At 64.2% G+C, this 25,587-nt stretch carries 25 protein-coding genes; 13 read left to right on the forward strand and 12 right to left on the reverse strand.

Features of this window, described 5'->3' with window-relative positions; genetic code table 11:
* Positions 1-38: 38 nt before the first annotated feature.
* A complete protein-coding gene (locus ACSC1R_RS15780; RefSeq protein ID WP_439026680.1) occupies positions 39-1,094 on the reverse strand; it encodes an N-acetylneuraminate synthase family protein in 1,056 nt (351 codons plus the stop codon).
* 112 nt (positions 1,095-1,206) lie between these two features.
* Here ACSC1R_RS15780 and ACSC1R_RS15785 point away from each other — a divergent pair, with 112 nt between their 5' ends.
* Positions 1,207-2,562, forward strand: coding sequence for an MBL fold metallo-hydrolase (locus ACSC1R_RS15785; RefSeq protein ID WP_439026681.1), 1,356 nt, complete (start codon positions 1,207-1,209; stop codon positions 2,560-2,562).
* A 44-nt stretch (positions 2,563-2,606) separates the two neighbouring features.
* Here the strand turns inward: ACSC1R_RS15785 and ACSC1R_RS15790 are convergent, their stop codons facing one another.
* From ACSC1R_RS15790 to ACSC1R_RS15800, 3 genes are read right to left on the reverse strand one after another with little or no spacing between them, the layout of a single operon-like run.
* Positions 2,607-3,809: a DegT/DnrJ/EryC1/StrS family aminotransferase gene (locus ACSC1R_RS15790; RefSeq protein ID WP_439026682.1), complete on the reverse strand. Its 1,203-nt coding sequence runs from the start codon at positions 3,807-3,809 to the stop codon at positions 2,607-2,609.
* Positions 3,806-4,756, reverse strand: a complete 951-nt coding sequence (locus ACSC1R_RS15795; RefSeq protein ID WP_439026683.1) for a dTDP-glucose 4,6-dehydratase — start codon at positions 4,754-4,756, stop codon at positions 3,806-3,808. Before ACSC1R_RS15795 ends, ACSC1R_RS15790 begins: the two co-directional genes overlap by 4 nt.
* Positions 4,753-5,781, reverse strand: coding sequence for an SDR family NAD(P)-dependent oxidoreductase (locus ACSC1R_RS15800; protein WP_439026684.1), 1,029 nt, complete (start codon positions 5,779-5,781; stop codon positions 4,753-4,755). Before ACSC1R_RS15800 ends, ACSC1R_RS15795 begins: the two co-directional genes overlap by 4 nt.
* 38 nt (positions 5,782-5,819) lie before the next feature.
* On the opposite strand from ACSC1R_RS15800, the gene ACSC1R_RS15805 reads away from it, so the two are divergent.
* Positions 5,820-7,493 carry a flippase gene (locus ACSC1R_RS15805; protein WP_439028733.1) on the forward strand — a complete coding sequence of 558 codons (1,674 nt, stop codon included), beginning with the start codon at positions 5,820-5,822 and terminating at the stop codon, positions 7,491-7,493.
* Here ACSC1R_RS15805 and glmS read toward each other — a convergent pair whose 3' ends face one another.
* The 3 genes from glmS to aglF form a co-directional block, all read right to left on the reverse strand.
* Entirely contained in the window at positions 7,494-9,293 is a 1,800-nt protein-coding gene (gene glmS / locus ACSC1R_RS15810) for a glutamine--fructose-6-phosphate transaminase (isomerizing) (protein ID WP_439026685.1), read from the reverse strand.
* A gap of 2 nt (positions 9,294-9,295) precedes the next feature.
* On the reverse strand, positions 9,296-10,465 hold the full coding sequence (locus tag ACSC1R_RS15815) for a sugar phosphate nucleotidyltransferase (protein ID WP_439026686.1): 1,170 nt from the start codon (positions 10,463-10,465) through the stop codon (positions 9,296-9,298).
* 127 nt (positions 10,466-10,592) lie between these two features.
* Positions 10,593-11,354: a UTP--glucose-1-phosphate uridylyltransferase AglF gene (gene aglF, locus ACSC1R_RS15820; RefSeq protein WP_439026687.1), complete on the reverse strand. Its 762-nt coding sequence runs from the start codon at positions 11,352-11,354 to the stop codon at positions 10,593-10,595.
* Between the two features lie 97 nt (positions 11,355-11,451).
* Here aglF and aglJ point away from each other — a divergent pair, with 97 nt between their 5' ends.
* Complete coding sequence (gene aglJ, locus ACSC1R_RS15825) at positions 11,452-12,426, forward strand: S-layer glycoprotein N-glycosyltransferase AglJ (RefSeq protein WP_439026688.1); 975 nt, start codon at positions 11,452-11,454, stop codon at positions 12,424-12,426.
* Here aglJ and ACSC1R_RS15830 read toward each other — a convergent pair.
* Positions 12,423-12,746, reverse strand: a complete 324-nt coding sequence (locus tag ACSC1R_RS15830) for a hypothetical protein (RefSeq protein WP_439026689.1) — start codon at positions 12,744-12,746, stop codon at positions 12,423-12,425. The two genes, aglJ and ACSC1R_RS15830, sit on opposite strands and share 4 nt — an antisense overlap.
* Positions 12,747-12,825: 79 nt before the next feature.
* On the opposite strand from ACSC1R_RS15830, the gene ACSC1R_RS15835 reads away from it, so the two are divergent.
* A complete protein-coding gene (locus tag ACSC1R_RS15835) occupies positions 12,826-13,035 on the forward strand; it encodes a ribbon-helix-helix domain-containing protein (RefSeq protein WP_439026690.1) in 210 nt (69 codons plus the stop codon).
* 42 nt (positions 13,036-13,077) lie between these two features.
* Here ACSC1R_RS15835 and ACSC1R_RS15840 read toward each other — a convergent pair whose 3' ends face one another.
* On the reverse strand, positions 13,078-13,491 hold the full coding sequence (locus ACSC1R_RS15840) for a hypothetical protein (RefSeq protein ID WP_439026691.1): 414 nt from the start codon (positions 13,489-13,491) through the stop codon (positions 13,078-13,080).
* Positions 13,492-13,563: 72 nt separating this feature from the next.
* Positions 13,564-14,562 carry a patatin-like phospholipase family protein gene (locus ACSC1R_RS15845; protein ID WP_439026692.1) on the reverse strand — a complete coding sequence of 333 codons (999 nt, stop codon included), beginning with the start codon at positions 14,560-14,562 and terminating at the stop codon, positions 13,564-13,566.
* Between the two features lie 120 nt (positions 14,563-14,682).
* Between ACSC1R_RS15845 and aglM the strand changes: the two genes are divergently transcribed.
* From aglM to ACSC1R_RS15860, 3 genes are all read left to right on the forward strand, one after another.
* Positions 14,683-15,987: a UDP-glucose 6-dehydrogenase AglM gene (gene aglM / locus ACSC1R_RS15850; protein ID WP_439026693.1), complete on the forward strand. Its 1,305-nt coding sequence runs from the start codon at positions 14,683-14,685 to the stop codon at positions 15,985-15,987.
* Between the two features lie 78 nt (positions 15,988-16,065).
* On the forward strand, positions 16,066-17,352 hold the full coding sequence (locus tag ACSC1R_RS15855) for an outer membrane protein assembly factor BamB family protein (protein ID WP_439026694.1): 1,287 nt from the start codon (positions 16,066-16,068) through the stop codon (positions 17,350-17,352).
* Complete coding sequence (locus ACSC1R_RS15860) at positions 17,349-18,575, forward strand: outer membrane protein assembly factor BamB family protein (protein WP_439026695.1); 1,227 nt, start codon at positions 17,349-17,351, stop codon at positions 18,573-18,575. The genes ACSC1R_RS15855 and ACSC1R_RS15860 overlap by 4 nt, the downstream gene beginning before the upstream one ends.
* A 34-nt stretch (positions 18,576-18,609) precedes the next feature.
* Here the strand turns inward: ACSC1R_RS15860 and ACSC1R_RS15865 are convergent, their stop codons facing one another.
* Entirely contained in the window at positions 18,610-19,293 is a 684-nt protein-coding gene (locus ACSC1R_RS15865) for a hypothetical protein (RefSeq protein ID WP_439026696.1), read from the reverse strand.
* A 133-nt stretch (positions 19,294-19,426) separates the two neighbouring features.
* On the opposite strand from ACSC1R_RS15865, the gene ACSC1R_RS15870 reads away from it, so the two are divergent.
* The 6 genes from ACSC1R_RS15870 (at position 19,427) to ACSC1R_RS15895 (ending at position 23,309) form a co-directional block, all read left to right on the forward strand.
* Positions 19,427-20,296: a class I SAM-dependent methyltransferase gene (locus ACSC1R_RS15870; RefSeq protein WP_439026697.1), complete on the forward strand. Its 870-nt coding sequence runs from the start codon at positions 19,427-19,429 to the stop codon at positions 20,294-20,296.
* A gap of 109 nt (positions 20,297-20,405) precedes the next feature.
* Positions 20,406-21,068: a DUF998 domain-containing protein gene (locus tag ACSC1R_RS15875; RefSeq protein ID WP_439026698.1), complete on the forward strand. Its 663-nt coding sequence runs from the start codon at positions 20,406-20,408 to the stop codon at positions 21,066-21,068.
* A gap of 105 nt (positions 21,069-21,173) precedes the next feature.
* Entirely contained in the window at positions 21,174-21,419 is a 246-nt protein-coding gene (locus ACSC1R_RS15880; RefSeq protein WP_439026699.1) for a hypothetical protein, read from the forward strand.
* Positions 21,420-21,677: 258 nt separating this feature from the next.
* Positions 21,678-22,202 carry a DoxX family membrane protein gene (locus tag ACSC1R_RS15885; protein ID WP_439026700.1) on the forward strand — a complete coding sequence of 175 codons (525 nt, stop codon included), beginning with the start codon at positions 21,678-21,680 and terminating at the stop codon, positions 22,200-22,202.
* 14 nt (positions 22,203-22,216) lie between these two features.
* Entirely contained in the window at positions 22,217-22,513 is a 297-nt protein-coding gene (locus ACSC1R_RS15890) for a hypothetical protein (protein ID WP_439026701.1), read from the forward strand.
* Positions 22,514-22,613: 100 nt separating this feature from the next.
* Positions 22,614-23,309 (forward strand): VOC family protein, encoded by a 696-nt coding sequence (locus ACSC1R_RS15895; RefSeq protein WP_439026702.1) that lies wholly within the window; start codon positions 22,614-22,616, stop codon positions 23,307-23,309.
* Positions 23,310-23,337: 28 nt separating this feature from the next.
* Here ACSC1R_RS15895 and ACSC1R_RS15900 read toward each other — a convergent pair whose 3' ends face one another.
* Entirely contained in the window at positions 23,338-25,332 is a 1,995-nt protein-coding gene (locus ACSC1R_RS15900) for an ATP-binding protein (protein ID WP_439026703.1), read from the reverse strand.
* Positions 25,333-25,587 lie beyond the last annotated feature (255 nt).

Genomic DNA, 25,587 nt, shown 5'->3' on the forward strand with positions numbered 1-25,587 from the left:
ACTCGACGGACGAACAGAAGGGTGTTGGGCCTCGAAGCTTACCTCTCCGTGTCGAGGTCGTCCCAAGTGACGCCGTCGTCCTTCGAGATGTCGCGCACAGCCGTCCGTCCAAGGACATCCTCGTAGAACTTCGGTTCGAGTCCGTTCGACCGCTTGCCGGACCGAAGGACGGCGATGTCGGATTCAGAGATAGTCTGTCCAGCGTTGATGTCGGCCACAGCATGAATCCGCCTGCGAGCCATATCGTGTAACTCTTTTTCGATGTCGAGGACCTCCTTGGTCCCGGAGCCGATGACAGCCTCCGCATTGCGGATGGCTGTCACCATCTCGTTGAGTTCGGCGGGCTCAAGGGCAAACTGATGGTCGGGACCCTCCATCGTCTTGTCGAGCGTGAAGTGTTTTTCGACGACCCGCCCACCAAGCGCGACCGCCGCGGCAGGTGCCGCTGCCGGGTCCTCCGTGTGGTCTGAGAGGCCGGAGAGTACGTCGAACTCCTCTTGCAACGTCTCCACCACACCGACGTTGATGGACTCAAGCGGCGTGGGGTAGGCGGCAACGCACTGGAGCAACACTAGGTCCTCACAGCCTGCCTCACGCAGGACCGAGACAGCCTCGGCCACCTCGGTGAGTTCGTGTGCTCCTGTGGACATGAGTATTGGCTTTTCCGTCGCGGCGAGTGACCGGAGGAACGGATGGTGTGACATCGTGTACGACGCCACCTTCCACGCGGGAACGTACTCGGCCAGTTCGTTCGCGGACCGCTCGTCGAACGGTGTCGACATGAACTGCACCCCCTGTTCGTGGCAGTACTCGTGGAGATCAGGAATCCAGTCGTACGGCATCTCCATCGACTCGATTATTTCGTAGATAGACCGTTTGTCTTCGAGGTACTCCACCTCGCCGCTGTCGCGGACGTATAGGTCTTCAGCTCGGAAGGTCTGGAACTTGACTGCGTCGGCACCTGCGTCGGCAGCGACGTCAATTAGTTCTTTCGCCGTCTCGAAATCGCCGTTGTGGTTCGACCCAGCCTCGGCGATGACGAACGTTGAACTCCCAGAACCAACACGGCTCGTTCCGATGGCGAATTCGTTCATGTCACTCGTACTCCGACGAGCAAGTGAATAAGTTTGCCTTGTTGGATGACCGTTTCCAAGAATGATAGTATCGGAAAGATTTATTCCAGCGTAGCTAATATGGGGCAACAAAATGGAGGTCGAGTTTCTCAAATCGGCTACAGTGATCGTTCGTGACGGGGACACAGAGGTGTTGTGTGACCCCTGGCTAGTCGACGGGGCCTATTACGGGTCGTGGGCACACTACCCGCCCGTCGAATTCGATATCACCGACTACAATGATGTCGACTACATCTACGTCAGTCACATTCACCCGGACCACGTACACGAGGAAACATTCGAACGACTCAACGACGAGATACCGGTTCTGATTCACGATTTCCAGTTCGACTTCCTCAAACTGAAAATCGAACAGATGGGGTTCGATGTCGTCGAACTCGCTCACAACTCCAGAACACAGTTAAAAGACGATTTCCACGTCAACGTCTTCGCAGCAGACAACTGTGACCCGGAAGCGTGTGGTTCTTTCTTCGGCTGTGATTGGCTCGACGGCTCGACCGATGGATACGGCTCCTCCCAAATCGACACGATGGCGGTGTTCGACAACAACGAGTCGACTGTCGTCAACACGAACGATTGTCCGTTTGAACTCTCGAGACCTGCCGCGATGAACATCCTCGACCAATACGGATCCATCGAACACTTGCTCGTTCCGTTCGCAGGGGCCGGACCCCATCCACAATGCTTCGAGAACCTCTCTTCTGAAGAAAAGCTGGAGAAGGCCGAACAGAAAAAGGAAAAGTTCATCCGGCAGACCGAGAATTACATCAACCTCTTTGAACCCGACTACTTCACCCCCTTCGCAGGGATGTACATCCTCCAAGGGAGTCTATCGGAACTAAACGAATACCGTGGCGTTCCAACGCGGTCGGAAGTCGACGAAATGCTCAGGAGTCGTGGGAACATCGACACAGAAGCGTCCGAATGCGTCCTTCTCAATAGTCAGACCGTTTTCGATGTTGAGATGGGAGAGCGCTCTGAGCCGTTTACGCCGGTAGACCCAGATTGGCTCAGGAACTACGTGGAGACCGAACTCGCAGACCGCAAGTACTCGTTCGAAGAAGACGAGTACCCGACGCTCGAGGAGTTCGAAGCACTCGTTCCGGACGCCTACGAACGGATGGAAGAGAAAAGAGAGCAACTCGGGTTCGAATCAGAGCGAGATGTCGTCGTCGAACTCTGCGATGGAGAGTGTGTCACAGTTTCTATGGACGGGGGCGGGTTCGAGTTCATGTCTGTCGAACGAGCAACGGAGTCAGAACCGTATGTAAAGTATGGTGTCGACCCTCGCCTTCTGAAACGGATTCTACAGGGTCCTCGATATGCACACTGGAACAATGCCGAAATCGGGTCGCACATCACTTTCGACAGACGACCGAATACGTTTGAACGCGGATTGTACTATACTATGAACTTCTTCCACGCTTGAATCCACGATACGTGACGGCAGGGTAATGTTTTTACCGTCGCTCTCTAGTGTTCTGCGTTCGATGCGTGGTATGATTGCAGACCGGTCACGGCCTCGATTACCTGCCCAACGTCCGTCTCGGTCATCTCCGGAAACAGTGGTAACGACACTAACCGGCTGTACACCCTGTTTGTGACCGGGAACTCGTCGTCACTGTAGCCGAACTCGTTTTGGAAGTACGGATGGTGGTGAAGCGGGACGTAGTGGACCTGCACGCCGATGTTCTCGGCGTGCATCGCGTTCACGAACGTTTTCCGGTCGCAGCCGAACTCGTCGGCGTGAATCTCAACCGCACAGAGGTGGAACATCGGGTCGGTGTGGTCCTTCACGACGGGCATCTCGACACCGGGAACGTCGGCGAACGCCTCACGGTACTGCGCCAAAATCTCGTCCCGTCTTGCCTTGAACTGGTCGAGACGGTCCAACTGGGCAAGACCGAGTGCCGCCTGGAGGTCGGTGATGTTGTAGTTGTAGCCGAGTCCTTCGGTGACCTGAAACCACGGCTCGTCCTCGTGTCCAGCAGGGGCGTAGTCCATCTCGAACGACCGAAGCGACCGGAGGCGTTCGGCGAGGTGGTCGTCGTCGGTGACGATCATACCGCCTTCGGCTGTGGTGATGTTTTTCACGGGGTGGAAGCTGAATACGGCCATGTCACGCTGTGCGCCGATTGGCTCCCCGCGATACGTCCCGCCGATAGCGTGGCAAGCGTCCCAGATGACGGTTAAATCGTGTTCGTCGGCCACGTCAAGCAACTCGTCGATGTCGGCCGGATGTCCGGCGTAGTGCATCGGGACGAGTCCGGCCGTGTCGTCCGTGATTCGCTCTCTGACGGCGTCGGGGTCTAGCGTGCGTGTCTTGGGGTCGATGTCGGCGAACACCGGTGTCGCGCCGGTGTAGCTCGCCACGTGGGCAGTCGACGCGAACGTGAGCGGGGTCGTGATGACCTCGTCACCCTCGCCAAAGTCAGCGGCGCGGCCACAGAGGTGCAGTGCCGTCGTCCCCGACGTAGTCGCGACGGCGTGGTCGACGCCCACGAGGTCCGCAACGCGTTCTTCGAACCGCTCGACAGTCGGGCCCCGCGTGATATAGTCGCCGTCAAGTGCCTCGACGACGGCCTCTCGTTCCGCATCGGTGATGGACTGGCCGCCGTAGCCGAGAACGTCCGCACGTATTGGCTCGCCGCCGTAGTGGGCCGGTGTCTCGGTCATCGTCGGTCGGGGTTCTCGCGGAGCCACTCGCGAAGACGGTCGACGCCCTCCTCGAGCGAGACCTCGGGCTCCCAGCCGAGCCGTTCTTTCGCCTTCGTCGGGTCACACAGTAGCTTCTGGACCTCGCTCTGGGGATGGTGGTGTTCGACGTGCTCGATGTCCGTACCCTCGCTCGCGACCAGTTCGGCGAGGTCGTTGATGGAGATGTCCGTGCCCGTCCCCGCGTTGACGACCTCGCCGACGACCTCGTCGCTGAACGTCGCGTCGACGATGAATCGGGCGCAGTCCGTACAGTAGAGCAGGTCGCGCGTCTGCGTGCCGTCACCGAATATCTTCAGCGTCTCGCCCTCGATATCGCGACTCGTGAAGATGGAGACGACGCCGCCCGCCATGTCGGTCTTCTGGTACGGCCCGTAGGTGTTGAACGGCCGCAAGATGGTGATGGGGATGTCGTACCCGTGGTAGTACCCCTCGGCCATGTCCTCGCTCGCCAGCTTGGAACCGGCGTACGGTGAGGCTGGTTTGACCGGGTGGTCTTCGTCGATGCCGTCCTCGCCACCGGCCATGTCGTACACCATGCAGGTGCCGACGAGGCCAAGTCGGGTGTCGTGGGCGCGACACAGTTCGAGGACGTGCTGGGTGCCGACGACGTTCGTCTCGAAGTGCGATTCGGGGTCTTCGAGGCTCTCCTGGACATCTATCTTTGCGGCCAGGTGGAGACAGGCGTCTACCTCGTCGTCGAACAGCGGTTCGAGTGCATCGCGGTCACAGACGTCCCCTTCGGCGAGCGTGAACCGCTCGTCGGCGGCGAAGTCGGCGACGTTCTCTTCTCGTCCGTTCGATAGGTCGTCGAACCCGCGGACGGTGTAGTCCCGCTCCAGTAGTTCCGCGACGACCCAGCGACCGATGAATCCTGCTGCACCCGTAACGACGACGGTTCCAGTCATGCGTCTACCTCCAGTGCACCGTTCTCCTTCAACAAGGTGACTATCTCCGACTGGGAGAGTTTCCGTGCGTCTTCGCTCGACCGGACGATGTCCGTCGCGTCGGTGAACCCGTCCAGCCCGTCGGTATCGAGGTGTCCCGGCTCGTCCGCCGTCTCCGGAAGCACCGCGTAGTAGTCCTCGTTCTCCTGGGTTCTGGTCGCCTCGCGCTCGGTGAGAATCTCCTCGTGGAACGTCTCTCCGAGGCGTCGCCCCGTAATCTCGATATCGATATCGTCAGGGTCGTGGTCGAACTTGGGAGCCAATTCCTGTATCATCGCGTGCGCGAGGTCCTCGATGCGCATCGCCGGCATCTTCCGGACGAACACCTCACCACCTTCCGTCTTCTCCAGTGCCGTGGTGACGAGGCCTGCGATGTCGTCGTAGGTGAGGAAGAAACGAGCCATCCGGGTGTCCGTCAGTGTCACCGGACCACCGTCTCGTATCTGCTCCGTGAACAGTGGAATGACAGACTGCGAGGAGTTGATGACGTTCCCGAAGCGAACGGACGCGAGTCGGAGGTCGGAACGGCCGGCGTGTTTGTTGCCAGCGGTGATGAGTCTCTCACCGAGCAGTTTGGTCGTCCCCATCGTGTTGGCGGGATTGACCGCTTTGTCACTGCTCGTGAAGACGACCCGCTGGACGCCAGAGTCGATGGCAGCGTCGACGACGTTCTGTAGCCCGACGGCGTTCGTCTTGACGGCTTCGAACGGGTTGTACTCACAGATGTCGACGTGTTTCATCGCGGCCGTGTGGACGACGACGTCGATGTTCTCCATCGCACGGTCGAGTCGCTCTCGGTCACGGACATCGCCAGAGAGATATCGGAGACGGTCGTCCCCGAGGTCGGAACGAATCTTCGATAGGCTGGGTTCGTTGTTGTCCAACACCCGCACGACGTTTGGGTCGTCATCGAGAAACCGCGTGATCAGTGCTCGGCCAACGGAACCGCCCCCGCCGGTGACGAGCACGTTCTTGTCCTCCAGCATTGAACGGGGGTAGAGTGAACTAGTAGATTAATCTGGTGATGTACCACCCTCCTAGTATCCTGTTCCATACTCTAACTGTTGCGTTCGCAGTCAAGTCTCCACCACAAAGCGGGACCGACTCACGGGCCGGCGTGACACTCAAGACAACCGGAAGGCATACCATCGAGACGAAGATACTCTGCGCTATGTCCGACGAGGACTCGGTGTTCGGTCGACTGCTCCGGAGCGGGAGCCTTGTGCTCATCGGCCGAATACTCGAACTCGGCGTCTCGTTCGTCGGTGCCGCCCTCATCGCCCGGCTCATTGGGAAGGTGAACTTCGGTGCGGTCGGTCTCGGGTCGACGATGCTGACGGTCGTCGGTTCCGGTATCCTGCTGGGATTGAACACCGGCATCAGCCGATTCCTCCCGCGATACGACGACCCGGAACGCCGCCGTGGTGTCCTCGTCTCCGCGTTCGAACTCGTGCTCCCGGTCTCGGTGCTGACCGGTGTCGTGTTGTTCATCGGTGCAGAGACCATTGCGGCCCGGGGCTTCTCCGACCCCTCGCTCACGCCAATCCTCCAGATATTCGCGGTCGGGGTCCCGTTCCTCGCCGTCGAGAAGCTCTCGATGGGGGGCATCCGCGGGTCACAACTCACCTTGCCAAAGGTCGTGGTTCACGATTTCGCGTTACCAGCCACGCGCGTAAGTCTCGCATTGGCGGCACTCTGGTTCGACTATGGCGTCGTCGGCATCGCCACCGCGTACATGTTGTCGCACGTGGTCGCCGCCGCCCTCGGAACGTATTACCTGTGGAAGCACACTGTGCTGTTCTCGTCCATCAGGGCGAAGCGTGAACGATGGACACTCCTCAGTTTCTCGCTGCCACTGGTCGTCACGTCCATCATGGCGAAGATGCTCATCGACATGGACACCTTCTTGCTAGGGTACTACTCGACGACCGGTGAAGTGGGGGTGTACAAGGTCATCTACCCCCTCTCGAACCTGGTCCTCCTGATGTTGACCGCTGCAGGGTTCATGTTCATGCCGGTCATTTCTCAGGTTGATGCCGAAGGCGGCGAATTGAACCGAACCTATCAGATTGTCACGAAGTGGATTGCACTAGGGACGATTCCCCTGTTCGTTGCAATCGGCTTCTTCCCCTCCCAGACACTCGCTTTGACCTTCGGGCAGGAGTACATCGAGGGCGCCACGGCACTGACCGTTCTGGCCGCCGGGTTCTTCGTCCATACCCTGGTCGGCCCTAACGACAGTACTTTGACATCGACTGGGCGCACCCGTATCGTGATGTACGATAACGTCATCATTGTCGGCCTGAACTTCGCGCTGAATATACTGTTGATTCCCCGGTATTCGTTCCTCGGCGCGGCGGTCGCAACGAGCGTGTCCTATGCCGCACTGAACGCGCTGTACTCGATTCAGCTCTATCATGCTCTCGGCATTCACCCGGTCACTCATGCGCTGGCCCGGCCAGCAGGTGCAGGTCTCGCTCTGGCAGGCGTGCTGTACCTCGTGACGAGTCGTCTGTTCGGTCCCGTGTCGGTTCTCGGGATGATCGCTGCGATGCTCGTGTACACCGCACTGTACGCGGTTGTCGTGCTCAAACTAGGCGGCATCGAGAACGAAGAGATAGAGCTTTTCTTGAGCTTCGAACAGAAGTACGACGTCGACCTCGGACCGATCAAAAAAGTTGCAAAACAGCTGATGTAGTCACTCGACAGTTACGCTCTTCGCAAGGTTCCGGGGCTTGTCGATGGACCGACCGAGCGCGTCGGCAACGTGATACGCGAACAACTGGAGGAAGACGTTCGCCACGAGTGGCTCCAGCGTTCCGAGGTCAGGAACCGCGAACTCGACGTCGAGGTATTTCGTAGTGTCGTCGAGGGAGGAGACCCCGATTACTGGTGCGCCACGCGATTCGACCTCCTTTACGTTGTTCAACGTCTGGTCCGGCTTCGCACCGTCGGTCAACACCGCCAACACGGGCGTGTCTTCGGTCACCAGCGCGAGCGTCCCGTGTTTCAGTTCCCCGGCGGCGAACCCTTCCGCGTTGATGTACGATATCTCTTTCAACTTCAACGCACCCTCCATCGCGACCGGCCACCCGAGGTGCCGGCCGACGAAAAAGAACCCGTCACTGTCGATGAGGTCGTATGCGACCTCGCGCGTCGCGTCCTCCTCGTCGAGGACCTGCTGTATCGCGCCGGGGAGCCGTCGCAAGTTCTCTAGCAGGGTACTCGCCCTGTCACCGGAGAGCGCCCCTCGTTGTCGACCGACGTACACCGTCAGCATCGTCAGGGTCGCCACCTGTGCAGCGAACGTCTTCGTCGCGGCGACGCCGATTTCGGGACCTGCGCGGATGTAGACCACGTCGTCGGCCTCGCGGGCCGCGGTGGACCCGACGACGTTCGTCACGGCGAGCGTCCGCGCTCCTGCACTGGCCGCCCGGCGCATCGCGGAGAGCGTATCCGCGGTCTCCCCGCTCTGGGTGACGGCGACGACGAGCGTCCGCCAGGGGTCGCGGCCGCCACGGAACTCGTACTCGCTCGCGACTTCGACGGTCGTTCGAACGTCGGCGAACTGTTCGAGCAGCCGAGCGGCGTACTGTCCGGCGTGGTTCGAGGTCCCGCAGGCGACGACCTGTATCTCCTCCAGCGAATTGAGGTACTGCTCGGGGAGGTCGAGTTCCAGGTCGACGTCACCGGTGACGGTGTCCAGCCGGCCGGAGAGCGTCTGACGAAGTGCCTGGGGCTGCTCGTGAATCTCCTTGAGCATGTAGTGGTCGTAGCCGCCCTTCTCGGCGGCATCGGCCTCCCAATCGACCGTCTGGACGGGGCGGTCGACGGTCCCACCGTCGTGGTAAACGGTCACGTCCGCGCCGGTCACGAGCGCGACGTCACCATCTTCCAGATACGAGACCTCACGGGTGTGTTCGAGGAACGCGGTGACGTCGCTCGCGACGAAATTACCGTCCTCGCCGTGGCCGAGCACGAGCGGGCTGTCCTGGCGGGCGACGACGAACCCGTCCTGTCCACTCGTGGTGACTGCGATTGCGAAGCTCCCCTCGAGTCGCTCGATCGTCGCCTCGACGGCAGAGAGGAGGTCGTCCCCGTCGCTGAGGTGCTCCTCGACGAGGTGCGGGATGACCTCCGTGTCCGTCTCGCTGGTGAACGTGTGGGACGAGAGCTCCGACTTCAGCGACTCGTAGTTGTCGATGATGCCGTTGTGGACGACGGCCACGTCGCCAGACTCGTCGGTGTGTGGATGTGCGTTCGCGTCGGTCGGCTGTCCGTGGGTCGACCACCGCGTGTGGCCGATACCACAGGTTGCAGAATGCTCAGCCGGGAGCGTCAGGTCGTCGATTTCACCGCTCTGCTTGAAGACGTCGACCGTGCCGTTGTTCAGGGCGATACCGGCCGAGTCGTAGCCGCGATACTCGAGGTTCTTCAGGCCGGTTGCGACGATGGGCAATGCGCCGTCAGCGCCGACGTAGCCGATGATGCCACACATCGTTACCCCCGTCGCACCTCCACGTCAGAGCCGATAGTTCCACTCACCGTCGCCCCGGATTCGATGCGTGCGGCATCCCCGACGACCGTCCCACTGCCGAGGACCACGCCGTCACCGACGTTCGCGTAATCCCCGACGACGGCTCCGAGAGACACGTCTTCGTGGACCATCCCCTCGACGACCATCGACGTGGCGTCGCCAGCGACGGTGACGTTCGCGCCGAGAGAGGCGTTCTCTCCGACGACACAGTCCCGCAAGACCGTCCCTGGTCCGATAGATGCACCGGGGTAGACCACGGTGTTCGAGAGCACGACGTTCGGGCCGACCGTCACGTTGTCCGCCAGGACGGTTCCCGGCCGGACCGTCGCGTTCGCACCGACGCGGACGTCGTTGCCGAGCGTGACGGCGTCGGCGACGACTGCACTCTCCTCGATGACTGCCCCGTCGGTCGCTCCAGCGCCGAACCGGTCGATGACTCGCCGAGAGACCCCCGACATGTCCCAGAGGTACGAGAGGTCCAGCCAGAGCCCCTGGTATCGGACGGGCTGGACCGCCCCCTCGTCGATGTAGCGTTCGATGGCACTGGTGATGCCGAGTTCGCCGTCGGACCCGCTCTCGCAGTTCCGGAGGTGGTCGAAAACCGTCGTATCGAACCGGTAGACACCGGCGTTGATGATACCGGAGGGCGTCTCCGTCGCTCGCGGCTTTTCGGTGAGGTCGACGACGAGGTCACCGTCGATGTCGACGACGCCGTAGGAACTCGGCTGGGCGGACCGCGTCACGGCCATCGTCATTCCGTCGGCCGGGCGTTCGGTCTGGAGGGTCTCCGCCACGACCGCCGACTCGACGATACGGTCGCCGTTGAGCACGATGAACTCCTCCTCGACGTACTCTTCGGTCTGCAAGACAGCGTGACCAGTGCCGAGTTGCTTCTCCTGAATCGCGTATTCGATGTCGACGTTCCAGTCGTCGCCGTCACCGAAATGTGTCTGAATCCGCTCTCGCTTGTAACCGACCACGAGGACGAGGTCTTCGATGCCTGCCCCTGCGACTGCCTCCACCACGTACTCCAGCAGTGGTTTGTTCGCGATGGGGAGCATCGGTTTCGGGCGTCTGTTCGTCAGGGGTTCCAGCCGCCGGCCTTCACCTGCGGCGAGTACGACTGCTTTCATGTGTGATTCGGGACCATTTCGTCGGAGAGGGTCACCGCACAGGGCCGGCACTTCGTACCAGTGGTCGGACTCGGGGCGCTACCACATCCGCGTTCTCCGTTCGCTGCCACGACGACTGCGTCCACTGTCACTCGGCCTCTTCGGCGGCCGTCTCTTCCTCTCTCGCCTCCTCGACAGACTCACCTCGTAACCGCTTTTCGGCCTTGTCCCGGTCCTCGGGATACCCGATGTCGGTCCGCCACCCGTCGATACGAATCGCGTCGATGGTCCGGCCGCTCTGAATCAGCAGGTCGACTGCATCGGAGATCTCGTACTCGTCGCGGTTCGACGGCTGCACCAGATGGCAGGCGTGGAAGATGGCTGGCGTGAACGTGTAGAACCCGGTCATCACCAGGTTCGACGGTGGGTCCTCGGGTTTCTCGACCACGTCGGTTATTTCGCCGTACTGGTTCGTCGCACAGACGCCGTATCGACTCGCCTCCTCCCAGGGAACCTCCTCGACGAGGAACGCTGCATCAGCCCGGTCCTCGCGCTGGCGCCGGACGACGTCTTTGAGGTTCGCGTTGAAGATGTTGTCCCCGAGCATCAGCATGAAGTCGTCGTCGATGTGCTCTTCGACGGTCAAGAGGGCATGCGCGAGTCCCTTCTGTTCCCGCTGGTGGGCGTACGTAATCGGGATGCCCTCGAACTCATCGCCGTAGTGACTGATTATCTTCTCTTTCTTGTAGCCGACGACGAGGACGAACTCGTCGGCGCCGAGGTCTCGCAACTGCTCCAGACAGTGCGTGATGATGGGTTTCCCGGCGACCTCGACCATTCCCTTCGGTTTGTCGTCGGTCAGTGGGCGGAGTCGAGTCCCCTTGCCCGCGGCGAGAACGACTGCTTTCATATCACAATCTGCGCCGTTCTGGAGGTAAATACTTTTAGCCCGAACATCGACACGCCGACAGCAACTCTTTTGCGCCCGCACCGAGGAAGTCCGGCCGATGGCCGACAGCGACGACGTGTGCGTGTTGGTTCCCACCTACAACGAGGCGGCGACCATCGGCGAGGTTATCGACGGGATGCGCGAGCAGGGGTTCGAGAACGTCCTCGTCATCGACGGGCACTCTTCGGACGACACCCGCGAAATCGCCGAACAGCACGGCGCACGCGTCGTCAAGCAGAGCGGGTCCGGACGGGGGTCGGGCAAGGGCGAGGCCGTCCGCGAGGGCGTCCTCCAGCACATCGACGCGGAGTACGTCCTCATGCTCGACGGCGACGGCACGTACAGACCGGAGGAGGCACACGACATGCTCGAACCGCTCCTGGCCGGGCGTGCAGAACACGTCATCGGGGACCGGTTCGCCAACATGGAGACGGGTGCGATGACGGCGCTCAACCGGTTCGGGAACCGGATGATAAACACGGGGTTCCGCGTCGTCCACGGGCAGAACTTCCGGGACATCCTGAGCGGTTACCGGGCGTTCACCCGCGACTCGTTCGAGCGGATGACGCTCAAGGCCGAGGGGTTTGGCATCGAGACAGAACTCGCGGTCGAGTGTGCGCGACAGGGCATCCCGACCGAGGTGGTCGACATCACGTACCTCGCGCGCCCGGACGAGTCCGAGACGAACCTCCGACCGTTCCGCGACGGCGGTGGTATCCTGTTGACGCTTTACCTGCGCTCGAAGACGCACAACCCGCTGTTCTACTTCGGAAGCGTCGGCGGAATCACGGGGATGGCTGGCGTGTTCGTCGGCGCGTGGGTCGGCTACGAGTGGTTCGTCAAGGGTGTCCCTCACGACATCATCGCGATGCTCGCGGGCGTGCTCCTCATCCTCGGCGTCCAGCTGGCGATGTTCGGCGTCCTCGCGGACACCATCGTCTCACTGCACCGGGAACAGCGGAGTCGGCTGGAACGAATCGCGGAGGAGGCTCGTGGCGACGGGGCTGCGATGGAGGGCTCGGCCGACGATTAGAACGGGAGCAGTCCGCGGACGCGGTCGACAACGCCGACGCTGCCGGAGCGCCGCTCGTCGAACACGGGGTACAGTGCGTTCAACAGGGCCTGTTCGTCTTCGAACGCCGAGACGCCTGTCTCTCCGATGGCCCGGCCGAGCTGCATCGTCCTGCCCCGGGTATCGTACGGGACCTCGACGTGCCCGAGGAGGGTCTGCAGTTCGTCGGCCGTGACCGGGTACTCGACGTCGACGCGGTCGAGTTCCGCGTCGACCCGGGCGATTCCGAACTCCATCGCGCCAGCATCGCTCGTGTCGTTCGACGGCGGGCGCATTGCCATACGTGTGACAGTGTGTGACTGCGTCCATCAAAACCCTTCGGTCGAAAGCAACTTGGCCGATGGGACGTAGAAACCGTGTATGACCGAATACACGACGGTCTCCATCCCGAAGGACCTGGCCGAACGCGTCGAAGAGACCATCGAGGGCACGAGTTTCTCCTCGACCTCCGACCTCGTGCGGTTCCTGCTGCGAAGCATCGTCATCCAGCACCAGCGCTCGGGCGGACTGACCGAAGCGGAGTTCGAAGAGATAACGAGCCAGTTGCGGGACCTCGGCTATCTGGAGTAAGCCTGTCATCCCCGTGCTAGCCGCACTGGCCCGGGGACGTACTCACTGGAACTGTTCTTGCGGTGGCTCCGCGTCCAGAACCTCCAGTTCTTGCTGGGTCCCGGCCCGGTCGAACGCGCGGACGTCGTCGAGGCCCCAGGGTGGGACCGCGACGAACACGACCGCGTGGAGGTCGTCCTCACGGGAGACGGACCGTCCACCCGTCGGATGCGAGACGAACCGACCGTGGGTCTGTCCGGCCGGTGTCGAGAGGTCGACGCCGAAGACGGCGTTCACCGACCGCCCCGCCTCGGGCATGTAGAAGTCGGTGAACACGGGTGTCTTCGGGGGCAGGTCGTCTGCGCCGTCGAGGTCGCCCGCCGCTGTGACCGCGAGCGAGAGCGTCACCCGCTCGGGGTCTGCCTCCTCGGCGATGTCGACGAGCACTTCGAGCAACCCACGAGTTACGTAGACCACGATTGTCCATAGCACACGAGATGGTTAAAGCAGTGCGGTCGGATGGACTTCGGCGGTTCACGGGTGTCGATTCTACCCGGTCCAGAACTCCGTCGCACGCGCTCTCCCGCGACGCTGGAGCCGTTTCAGGAACGTCGGCGACCGGTTCAGTTTCGAGTAGGGGTCGAGGTTCTCGGAGAGTGTGACCTCACGGATCGTGATCTCCTTGTACTCCGAATGGTCGTCGAGCAGGTCGTTCACCGTCTCGATGGTGTGTTTCTCCTGTTCGAGCGAGAGGTTCGCCGACAGTTCGTTCCGCCGGTCGGCGATGTCCACCATGGACCGTGGCGGGAGGTCTCTACTCTCTTCGTCCATCGCCTTCGGGCTGATTCGGACGATCCATATCTCGTCGGGTTTCTCCTCGACGTCGACGCCAGCAGTGAAGTGTCGGATGGGTGGATTCTGGGAGAACAGGCCGTCCCAGTAGTAGTGGCCGTCGATGGGGACCGCCTCGAACAGGTTCGGGATGGCGGCGGACGCGACGGCTGCGTCCGCGGCTTCCCTCGCCGTGGCCACGTGACTGAACGTCTCTGGCTTCTCGGTCGCCCTGACGTCGTCGGTGGTGAACACGACGAACTCCCCACCGACGACGTCGACGGCCCCGAGGAAGACGGCTGGCGCGTCTCCGGCTTCGTACGCGCTGTCTACGTCGCTGTAGGACAGGACGGTCTCTCGGAGACGGTCGAGGCCCATGTCGGACATCGGATTGTAGTACGGACTGACCTCGACAGAACCGAACTCGCCCAGCAGTCGACTGGTGGCCAGTGACCAGCCGTTCGTGACGGTCTCGATGGGGGTGTCCGTGGCGATGTCATCCCAGAAGCCCTGGAGGTTCGAGACGGCCTCGTCCGGGCGACCGGCTGCGAGGCCAGCCCAGGCGACCAGCGCACAGATGCCGCCACCGGACGTGCCGCTGAGGGCGACCAGTTCGTGGGACGACGGTCGGTCCTCGATGATTCGTTGCAGTACGCCCGCAGTGAACGCGGTGTGGCTCCCGCCCCCCTGGCAGGCGACCGCGATTTTCGTGGTCACGATACTGCAGCAGACGGCAGGAATCACCAAAGGCCACGACCTTGGGACGTAATGTCTGGTCGGCCCGACCCCCCGCCGTAACCACCACGGTAAAGACCGCCGGTCGAGTACCCGCGACCGATGAACGTCAGCATCATCGGCAGTGGGTACGTCGGAACCACGGCCGCCGCCTGTCTCGCCGACTTCGGGCACGACGTGGTGAACGTCGACATCGACGAGGACATCGTCGCGAGCATCAACGCCGGGGAGTCGCCGGTCCACGAACCCGGTCTGGACGAACTCATCGCGGCACACGCGGGCGACCGCCTCCGGGCGACCACGGACTACGAGGAGGTCCTCCAGACCGACGTGACGTTCGTCGCGGTCGGGACACCCTCGCGCGAGGACGGCAGCATCGACACCTCGGTCGTCGAGGCGGCCACCGAGATGCTGGGTGAGACGCTCGCAGCCAAGGACGGCAAGCACCTCGTCATCGTCAAGAGCACGGTCGTTCCGGGCACCACCGACGGAACCGTCGCGCCCCTGCTCGCCGAGGCTGGCGACCTGACCATCGGCGAGGACGTCCACGTCGCGGTCAATCCCGAGTTCCTCCAGATGGGGTCCGCAGTGCAGAATTTTCAGGACCCACACAAGGTCGTCTTCGGCACGCAGGCGGGCGACGAGTGGGCGCTCGACACGCTCCACGAACTGTTCGCGCCCATCGTCGAGGCGGCCGACCCGGCCATCGTCGAAACCGGCCTGCGCGAGGGCGAGATGATAAAGTACGCGAACAACGCGTTCCTCGCGAGCAAGGTGAGCCTCATCAACGACCTCGGGAACATCTGCAAGGAGTTCGACGTGGACTCCTACGAGGTGGCCGACGCCATCGGGCTGGACGACCGCATCGGCGAGCGGTTCCTGCGCTCCGGCCTCGGCTGGGGTGGCTCTTGCTTCCCGAAGGACGTCGCCGCCATCATCGCCGCCGCGAAGAACCAGGGCTACGAACCGCCGCTGCTGGAGGCCGCGGTCGAGGTGAACGACCTCCAGCCCGTCCGCCTGCTGGACCTGCTCGCCGACCACGTCGACCTCGACGGGGCGCGCATCGCGGTCCTTGGCCTCTCGTTCAAGCCCGGCACCGACGACGTGCGCGGGACCCGCGCCCTGCCGGTCATCGAGGGACTCCAGAAGCGCGGTGCCAGCGTGGTCGCCCACGACCCGGTCGCGACGGACAGTTTCCGCGAGACGTACGAGCACGTCGACATCGAGTACGTGGACTCGGCGGCGGCCGCCCTCGACGGAGCCGATGGCTGTGCGGTCGTCACGGACTGGGACGAGTTCGCCGCGCTCGACGACGAGTTCGACGCGATGGCCGACCCGGTCGTGGTCGATGGACGCCACGTCGTCGACCGGCGGGAGGGCATCACGTACGAAGGCCTGACCTGGTGACCGCGCCGTCGTCCGGTCGCCGTCGGCTCTCGATTTTGCGAGCACAAAGCGTTTATTTCGAGGTTCCGGAGCACGGGTATGCGCCGTCGCACCCTCCTCTCCGCCGTCGCAGCCGGTGGAGCCGCGACCCTCGCCGGCTGTAGTTCCGGCGGGAACGCTTGCGCCGACCCGCCCCCGACCGTCGACCGACCACGTGACCGCTGGCCGACCGCGGGGTACGACCCGGCGAACACCGCCTTCGCACCGGCGGGCCCGTCGGCTGGCGAGGTACAGTGGGTCGCCGGCCGGGACGACGGGCCGGGTAGGTACCTCGTCGGCTTCTTCAGCACCCCGCTGGTCGGCGACGGACGGGTCTTCGTCGCGATGCGGGACTACGACGTGTACTCCTCGATGGAGGACGAATCGGGGTTCCTCCTCGCGTTCGACGACGAGACGGGGACCGAGCAGTGGCGGGTCGAACTGCCCCGGCTGACCGGCGGGTCGCCCGTACTCGCGGGCGACAGGCTGTTCGTCGGTGACACCGGGGGGACCCTCCACGCCGTCTCGACCGACGGCGACGGCGCGTGGCGGCGCGACCTGGGTGCCCCCGTCAGGGGAACCACCGTGTCGGGGTCGACTCTCTTCGTCGTCGACGACGCTGCGACCATCCACGGGTTCACCCTCGACGGCGACCGGTGCTGGCGACACGACCAGTCGGACCTGCTCGACGACCTCTTCGGCGGTCCGTCCTTCGCCGTCGACGGTGCACCCGCCGTCGACTCGTCCGGACTCTACGTGACGATGCGACAGGGCGACGGCTTCGACGGCGTGGCGCGAGTCCAGGCGTTCGACCACGACGGGAGCCTGCGGTGGACCTACGACTTCCAGGCCGGGCAACGCGCGCCGAACGCGCCGACCGTGGTCGACGGAACCGTCGTCGTGACCGCCGGGAACCAGATTCACGCCCTCGATGCGGAATCGGGCGACCGCCGGTGGCGCTTCGTCGTCGGCCACGACCACACTGGTGCGCCCGCGACAGACGGCGAGCGCGTCTACGTCGGCGCGAAGAACCTCTACGCGCTGTCGCTCGCCGACGGAACCGAGCAGTGGCGCGTCGTGAACGACGCGGTCTGGGGCGGTATCGACTACCTGAACGACGTCCCGTTCGTGGCGCAACCGGCCGTCACCGACGACGCGGTGTACCTCCGCGCGGGGGCGTTCGACCCCGAGGACGGCACGCGGCTGTGGGGCGACCTGGCGAACGCGGAGGTCGCAGAGAACGGGGCGCAGGACGAGTACGGCTGGCGACCGATGGTCGCGCCGGCGGTGACCTCTGACGCCCTGTACCTCGGCCACCAGCTCCGGGGGGTGACGAAGATCGCATGAACCGACGACGCTTCGTGGGCCGACTGGCCGCCGTCGGCTCGCTGACGACGCTGGCGGGGTGTAACGGAATCGGCGGGTCTACCGACAGCCAGCCCCTCCCGGAGGTCGGTCGCGCTGAAGGCTGTGGCCCGTACGAACCCACGGTCACGGGCACGCCCGAGTGGCGGACCGTCGGCGGCGACCCCGCTGGGACGGGTGTCGTCCCGGCCGACGCGGTGCCGTCGACGCCGCTGACAGTCGACTGGACGGCCCCCATCGCCGGCGTCACCGGGTCCACGCGCCCGGTCGCCACCACCGACCGGGTGTACACCCACGACCTCGATTCGACGCTGTACGCGGTGGACGCGGCCACCGGCGAACTCGCCTGGGGGCAGAATCTGACGGACCCCCGTGGCTCGCCTGCAATCACCGACGAGGCCATCGTCGTCCTCTCGGAGCACCGCGTCGTCGGACTGGCCCCCGAAGATGGCGAGGTGCTGTGGACCGGCCCATCGGCCCACGTCGACGTGTTCAACGGGAGTCCCGTCGTCGTCGACGACACGGCGTACGTCCCCCACGGGCTCGCGCTGTACGCGCTCGACGTGACCGACGGCACGGTCCGCTGGCGACACGAGACCGGCGAGGAGACCGTCGCCACGCCCGCGGTCGCCGATGGGACCGTCTTCTACGGCGACGAGGACACGTACGTCTACGCGCTGGACGTCGAAACGGGGACGGAACGGTGGCGGCACAAGACCGACAGCCAGTTCGAGTGTAACGTCTCGGTCGCCGGCGGGGTCGTCTGTACCGCGGCCCGGGACGGGACGGTTCTCGCACTCGACACGGGAACCGGAATCCGGCTGTGGTCGTACACCGTCGGTGCCAAGCCGCAGGTCGTCGCGTCTGACGGCGCACAGGCCTACGTCGCGACCGAGGGCAGAGTCTACGCCTTCGACCTCGGCTCGGGGAGGCCGTGCTGGTCGACGGGGGCGTACGACGGCGCGTACGATAGCGGACTCGCGGTCGGTGGTGGACACGTGTACGCGCCGGGCTCTACGAGGACGACGAGCAACCACCCGCGCCCGGTGGTCATCGACGCAGCGTCCGGGGAGACGACGTGGTCAGACGACCCGCGGTCGGACGACGGCCAGCTCAGTTTCGAGATGGGGCCCGTCGTGGTCGACGGGGCGGTGTACGCCACCGGCGGCGGCGCGAACAGTCTGCGGTTGACGAGGATGAGCTGAACCGCGGGCGTGGAGAAGTCAGACCGGCAGCAGTTCAGACCGGTAGCAGTTGTCTCGCGTTCTTCGCGTACAGGCCGAACATCTTCTTGCGCGAGTTCGAGAGTGCCTCCTGCAGCGCCTCGCTCGGGCGCAGTTCGACGCCTTCGCCGTGACCGACGAGGATGCGCTCGGGCGTCAGTCCCCCCAGCATCCGTTTCGGCGGCACGGCTCGCAGCATCGGGTGGACGCCGAGGCGCTCACCGGAGCCACAGAAGTACGAGACGGTCCCGACCGATTCGGGCACCCACAGGGTTCCGGTCTCCTCGTTCCAGAGGCCCGCCTCCTGCCAGAACCGGTTGTCGCGCAGGCGCAGGACCCGGTAGCCGGTGTCGTCGAGTTCGCCGTCGAAGCGTTCGACGGGCGCGTCGAGTTCCGCCGCCACGCCCTCCATCCACGTCGGGACGTACACCGGCACGCCGTGACGGTTCGCGATTGCCGCGGAGTCACGCTTGTGGCGGTCCAGCGTGACGACCACGCCCACGACCTCGCCACGCTCCGCGAGCAGGTCGTCGAGGTCGGGCACGTCGACTGGGTCGATGACCCACACTTCGCCGTCGACGACGAGGGCGTGACAGGCGCGCTGCATCGTCTCGTCGGGGTAGGGTATCCACCCGAACCCTCCCTCGTGCTCGTTCACGATGCGGTACTGGTCGGCCGCCCCGGACCCTTTCATCGGCATAGTTATACTGAGGGGCGCGACGGGAATAAGTGACCGCCTAACGGCACGTTCCCGTGGTGACCACGAGCGATCTGACAGCCCGACCCGCACCACCGTATCGATTCAAGTGTCGGCCAGTCGTCGTGTGTTGTGTATGGCCGACACGCCCTCCATGGACCCCGAATCGTTCTACGACCAGTACGGCACCCGTGAGTGGGAACGGCTCGACCGCGACTTCTTCCACCGGCTTGAGTGGGAGGCGACCGTCGAGTACCTCGACCGGTTCCTCCCCGAATCGGGGCAGGTCCTCGACGTGGGTGGGGCCGCGGGCCGGTACACCGTCTGGCTGGCCGAACAGGGCTACGACGTGACGCTCGTGGACCTGAGCGAACGACAACTCGAGCTCGCGCGAGAGAAGGTGAAAGAACACGAGGTCGGCGACCGCGTCACGACCCGGAAGGGCGACGTGCGCGACCTCGACTTCGAGCCCGAGACGTTCGACGCGGTGCTCTGCCTCGGTGGCCCCATCTCCCACCTCGTCGACGCGGCCGACCGCGAGACGGGAGTTCGCGAACTCCACCGGGTTGGCCGCCCCGGCGCACCCGTGTTCGTCTCGGTGATGGGCCTGCTCTCGGCGGTGCTCAACACGGTCAAAGAGACCGGGAAGGAGTCGCTCGACGAGGAGTACGACGACTACGCCATCTTCCCCGACCTCGTCCGCGAACAGGACTACACCGACGAGCTCTGTGCCCGCCACGATGCGAAGCCCATGATGGCCGAGTGCCACTTCTTCCGTGCTGCAGAACTGGAGTCCCTGCTCGACGATGCCGACCTGACCGTCGAGACCCTGGCCGCGCTCGAAGGTGTCGCCTGCGTCCGCCGTGACGCCCAGGACGCGCTGGACGATGACCGCCGGACCGTCGTCCGCGAGGTGAACGACCGGCTCCGGGAGGACCGGTCGGTGGTCGACCTCTCCTCGCACATGCTCGGGGTCGCGCGAGTGCCTGCACACGAATCGAACTGAACCACCGGGTGGCTTCCACCGAGACACGCTCTCGCATCGTTCTCTCCGGTCGAGAATTACCCTACAGAGTATCACCACTCCGAGACGTATCATATCTTGGTGAAACACAATGTCCAGAGTCTCCTCGCTCACCACGGTCATTCGCCCCGCCGAGACGACGAGGTCCAGCGCCGAGCGTATCGCCGGCCTGGCCTTCTTCGTCCTGGCTGCAGAGTTCATTACCGCCATCATGTTGGCCGCAGCCATGGCACCGGACTATGCGCTGAACCCCTCCGCTATCAGTGACCTCGGGGTCATGTCCGAGACCGCGTTGCTGTTCAACGCCTCGCTCGGTCTCGTGGGTGCGCTCAACATCATCGGCGGCGTGTACTTCTACCGCGTCCACGGCAAGCGGTGGCTCCTCGCCATCTTCGTGCTGGCGGGCATCGGTGCCATCGGGACCGGCGTCTTCCCGCTCGACAGTCCGACCGGCCTGCACGGCCTGTTCGCGCTCGTCGCGTTCCTCGCGTTCAACGCCGAGGCCATCGGGAGTGCGACCGTCCTGGACGGTCCCATGAAGGTCATCTCCGCCCTCGCCGGACTCCTCGGACTGGTCTTCCTGGTCCTCATGGCGTTCGGTGACGGCGGGAACACCGCCCTGTTCGGCCCCATCGGCCACGGTGGGACCGAACGCATGATCGTCTACCCGCCCATGGTGTGGCTCATGGTCTTCGGGGGCTACCTGCTCGCCCGGGGCGAGGCCGACGCCGACGCCGAACCCAGGCTCGCCTGAGGCGTCGGCCCCTTCGAGTTACAGAAGCGAATTTCAGTACGACTATTTACAGAAATGTAATTCAGATTACCTATTTATCCTCCGGTGTTCTACTACCAACTGTCGATGAACGCCACTGTCGCCACCAAGAGAACCGCCCGGAAGAACCACACCGTCGACCTGCTGCGCGGCGGGCTCCGCGTCCTCGCACTCGTGCTGGCCGCGTTCGCCCTCGTGGCCGTGACGGCCAGCGCCGCGGCGCAGTTCCCCGGCGTCGCCGTCCTGCTCGCACTGCTCGCCTGGACGGTCCTCCTCGGGCTTGCAGTCGGGCTCCCGGTGCTCGTGGTCCAGCTCGTCGGTGAGGCGCTGTAACCCTACCTTTCGCGTCTCCGCTGACGCCCTCCCTCCACCGCACTCCGCTGACGCAACTCCCTCCACCGCACTCCGCTGACGCCCTCCCTCCACCGCACTCCGCTGACGCAACTCCCTCCACCGGGTCGCCGCCCCGGAGTTTTTCACTCACTGGGAACGCGCTCCCGTCGCCCGCTTGCTTTTTCCAGTCGCTGGGAACGCCCTCCCACCTATACGGGGTCGTGCGTCCCAGATACACATGTGAGGTGAGGAATGGAGATGTCCTACCAGAAAGCCAATCCCCTGGCGGACGAGTTCGAGTTCGAACTGGCAGGGCCAGTCGCGGCGTACTGGCTCGCCTTCCTGCGGGTCGCCACCGGCTGGTGGTTCTTCCACGCAGGCATCACGAAGATCATCGAGAGCGGGCTGAACTTCGGGTACGCGCCGGCGTACCTGCAGGGCATGACGGGGACCGCCCTCGGCCCCATCCCGGTCTGGATGGGGAACAACCTCGGGTGGCTGCTGAAGGCGGCGGTCCCACTCGGTGAGACCCTCATCGGTCTGGGTCTCATGGTCGGGGCGCTGGTCCGCCTGGCCTCGTTCTTCGGGGTCGTGTTCATGACCCTGTTCTGGGTCGGGAACGCCGGCTTCGGTCACGGACTCGTGAACAGCGACCTCATGGGTCTGTTCCTGTTCGTGACCATGATCGTGCTCGCGACCGGGCGCTACTTCGGGCTCGACGCCATCATCGAGAAGACCCGGTTCGTCGAACAGCGGCCGAAGCTCAAGTACCTACTCGGCTAAGGAGGTGACCACCAATGCAGAACAACTACGACGTCATCGACAAAGCACTGCTCGGTCTCAGCGGGGCGCTGGGACTCATCGGCATCGTCGGACTCGGCATCGTGGAGATACTCGCCGGCGAACCGTACGGGGCCGCCCCCGTGACGAACGACGCGGGCGAGGTCGTCGCCACGCCGGCGGTCGACCCGGTCCTGCGGACGGGCCTGGTCATCGCGGGGCTGGTGGTCCTCCTCTTCTGGGGGATCTACCGGATCTACACCCCGCAGGTCGCCGGTGACGGCGCCACCCAGCCGAGCTTCGCCGGGGAATAGGCACACAACACGGGCTTCCGCGACGTTTCTGCACCCACGACGTCGGTCGCCGTGCCCACCCGCGACCCACGTTTAAGCGACCAGCGCACGAACGAGCAGTATGCTCTCGACCCTGCGCTGGCTGGCGCTCGAGGTGAAGTACCTCGAGCCGGCCGTCGATTTCTACGGCGAGACCCTCGACATGACGGAGCGATGGCGAAGCGAGACGGAAGTCGCGTTCGGGGCCGGCGAGACGGACCTGGTGGTGCGACGACCCTCGTCGGTCCCTCGTGGGGGCGTCCACACCCACTACGCCTTCTCGATACCGGCCGAGGAGTACGATGACTGGTGGGACCGGCTGGACGCCGACTACGACCTCGACGAGCACGTCTTCGGGGAGTCGCGGTCGCTCTACCTGTACGACCCGGACGGGAACTGTGTCGAGTTGGGCCAGACGAACGTGTCCGGCCCGGGCATCGACGGGATATTCGAGGTCGTCCTCGAGGTGGCCGACCTCGACCGCGCGGAGTCGTTCTACCGCAGCATGGGGTTCGAGGTGGTCGACCGCGGCGAGAACCGGAACCGGGTTCGACTGCAGGGCCCGATGGCACTCGAACTGTGGGAGCCACACCTCGGTCTGGCGGACGCCCGCGGTGGCCTGCACGTCGACCTCGGGTTCGCCGGCGACCCGGACGCCGTGGTCGACGCGGTCGGCGATACGGCCCGGACGGTCCAGCGACTCGACGACGGGAGCGTCCGCGTGCTCGACCCCGACGGGCACTCCCTGACGGTCACCGGGTCGGACGGTGGGGGCTGAGTAGTCGCTCGCCGTCTCGTCGCTTCACTCAGTTCCCCGTCTCCCGGACACACATCTCACCAGTGGGCACGACTGAACCGACATCGGAGAAACAGAAACAGGCACCACAGTCGTCGATGGACCTCGGCGGGTCGCATACCGGCCCGACATTCCGGGTCGCGAGGCTGACCTCCCAGCCGTGGGCGTTCGCGATACGACGAACGATGGCGAGGCCGAACCCCGACCCACCGCCGTCTCGGTTGCTCGTGTAGCCCACCTCGAACACGGCATCACGCTCGGCAGCCGGAATCCCCGGCCCGTCGTCGGCGACGTAGAACCCGTTCGCGGTCGAGCCGACACACACCGTCGCGCACTCCCCGGCGTGTTCGACCGAATTCCGGAACAGGTTCTCCAGTGCCTGTATCAGCATGGTTTCGTCGGCGAGGAGCGTCGGCGAGTCGATTACGTCCAGCGTCGCCTCTCCTGTCTCGACGTGGGACCAGGCTTCGGCAGCACAGGTCCCGAGCGAGACTGGTCTGCTGTCGTCGACCTGTCCCCGGGCGAGCAACAGCGCGTCTTCGACGATGGCCTCCATCCGACAGAGTTCCTCGACGACCACCGACGCCGACTCCGCGTCGTACTGCTCTGCCAGCAACCCGGCGTGTCCGTTGGCGACGTTGAGCGGGTTCCGGAGGTCGTGGCTGAGGATGCGCGCGACCGACTCAAGCTGTTCGTTCTGTCGCTGGACGTCGTCCATCATGTCGTTGAAGGCGGTCGCGACGGCGGTCATCGCGGCCGACTCCGAGGACGGGTCCAGTCGCCTGTCCAGGTCGCCGTCGGCGCAGGCGGCCATCGCCTCCCCGTACTCGCCCGCCTTCGTCTCCAGATGGTCTCGGAGTCGTTCGGATTCGGCTCTGGCCGCTCTGGCTTCGTCACGGGCGTCCCTCGCTTCGTCTCGCGCCGTCTGGGCCTGCTCTATCTGGCGCTTGAGCGAACGTCGCATCGTGTCGAAGGCCTCGTAGAGCGTCCCGAACTCGTCCTCACGCTCGGACGAAACGTCCACGTCGAGGTGACCGGTCTGCAACTCCCTGGCCTTCGTCGAGAGCGTCCTGACGGCGGCGACGTTGCTCCGGCCGAGCGTGAGGAAGATACCGACCGCGCCGCCGACGACGACCACGAGCAACCAGAGTATCTGTCTGGAGATGTCGGACTGCAACGCGTAGGCCTGGGCGGTCGGTTCGCGGGCCGTGACGGTCCACTCGTGTGACTCGACGGGGGCCACCCCGACGGCCATCCGCGTCCCGTCTTCGCGGGCGTGGGAGAACCCCCGCTCGTCGGTCGCGTTCGCGAGCGGGTCACGTGTCAGGATGCGGTCAGTCTGGTCGGCGAGGACGATGGTCCCGTCGGCGTCCCGGATGACGATCTGGGCGGCGGTCTCGTGGTGGAGCTTCGCCCGGGAGAGCGACTCGAGGTTGACGACAGCCACGATGGCGCGGTCGGGACGGTCGGTCACCTTCGTCGCGAAGACCATCACCGGTGCCGTCTCGGGGTGCGGTCGGAACGCGTCAGTCACGGTGACGCCGTCGCCGGCGGCCCCGGCGATAGTCGTCAGGTCTCGCTGCCCGCCGGCCGTGAGTGCTCCCTCGACCGAGAGTATCTCTGCGTTGCCTGTCGCCATGATAACCCGGTCGTTTCGGGTGTCTACGTAGTACGCGGCCTCGATATCGTCGTCACGGTCGACCACGTCCCAGAGGTGCACCGCGACCTGCGTCTGGTCGTCGCTCTGGAGGGCGGCCGCGTCCGAGAGCGAGAGCATCGTGACGTGCATCCGGTCGAACCATTCGTCGACGTTCTCGGCCTCGATATCGGCGGTCGTCACCAGGTCTCGCTGTGTGTCCCGGGTCAGCTCCGTGCCCGTGTGGAGATATATATAGCCCCCGATGAGGCAGACGACGGCCACGACGAGCGCCAGCCCGAGGACGAGCTTCGCAGCGTAGCTTCGGCGAATCCACGCCGGAACGAGTTTCCACCCCATCCTACCCATCTACCTGTTCGTTCTTCCACACGCACATGTAAGTTCCTAACAACGGGTATAGAGCACTCTGTACGACGCAATAGTCCGTCGGCGGCTGCATTGAATCAGGGCTACAGAACCTCTCTTGCCATATCTCTCCAGAAGCTGTTAGGCGAAGGGAGTGAGTGCCCTAATTTTTCCACTGCACGCCTCGAATTTCTGTAGCCCTATATAGCTGTAAGAGACGCCACCTCTGCACAGTCCGGTCCGTACCCGAACCGACGG

The organism is Haloarchaeobius ordinarius (genome assembly GCF_051801355.1).
GTDB lineage: Archaea > Halobacteriota > Halobacteria > Halobacteriales > Natrialbaceae > Haloarchaeobius.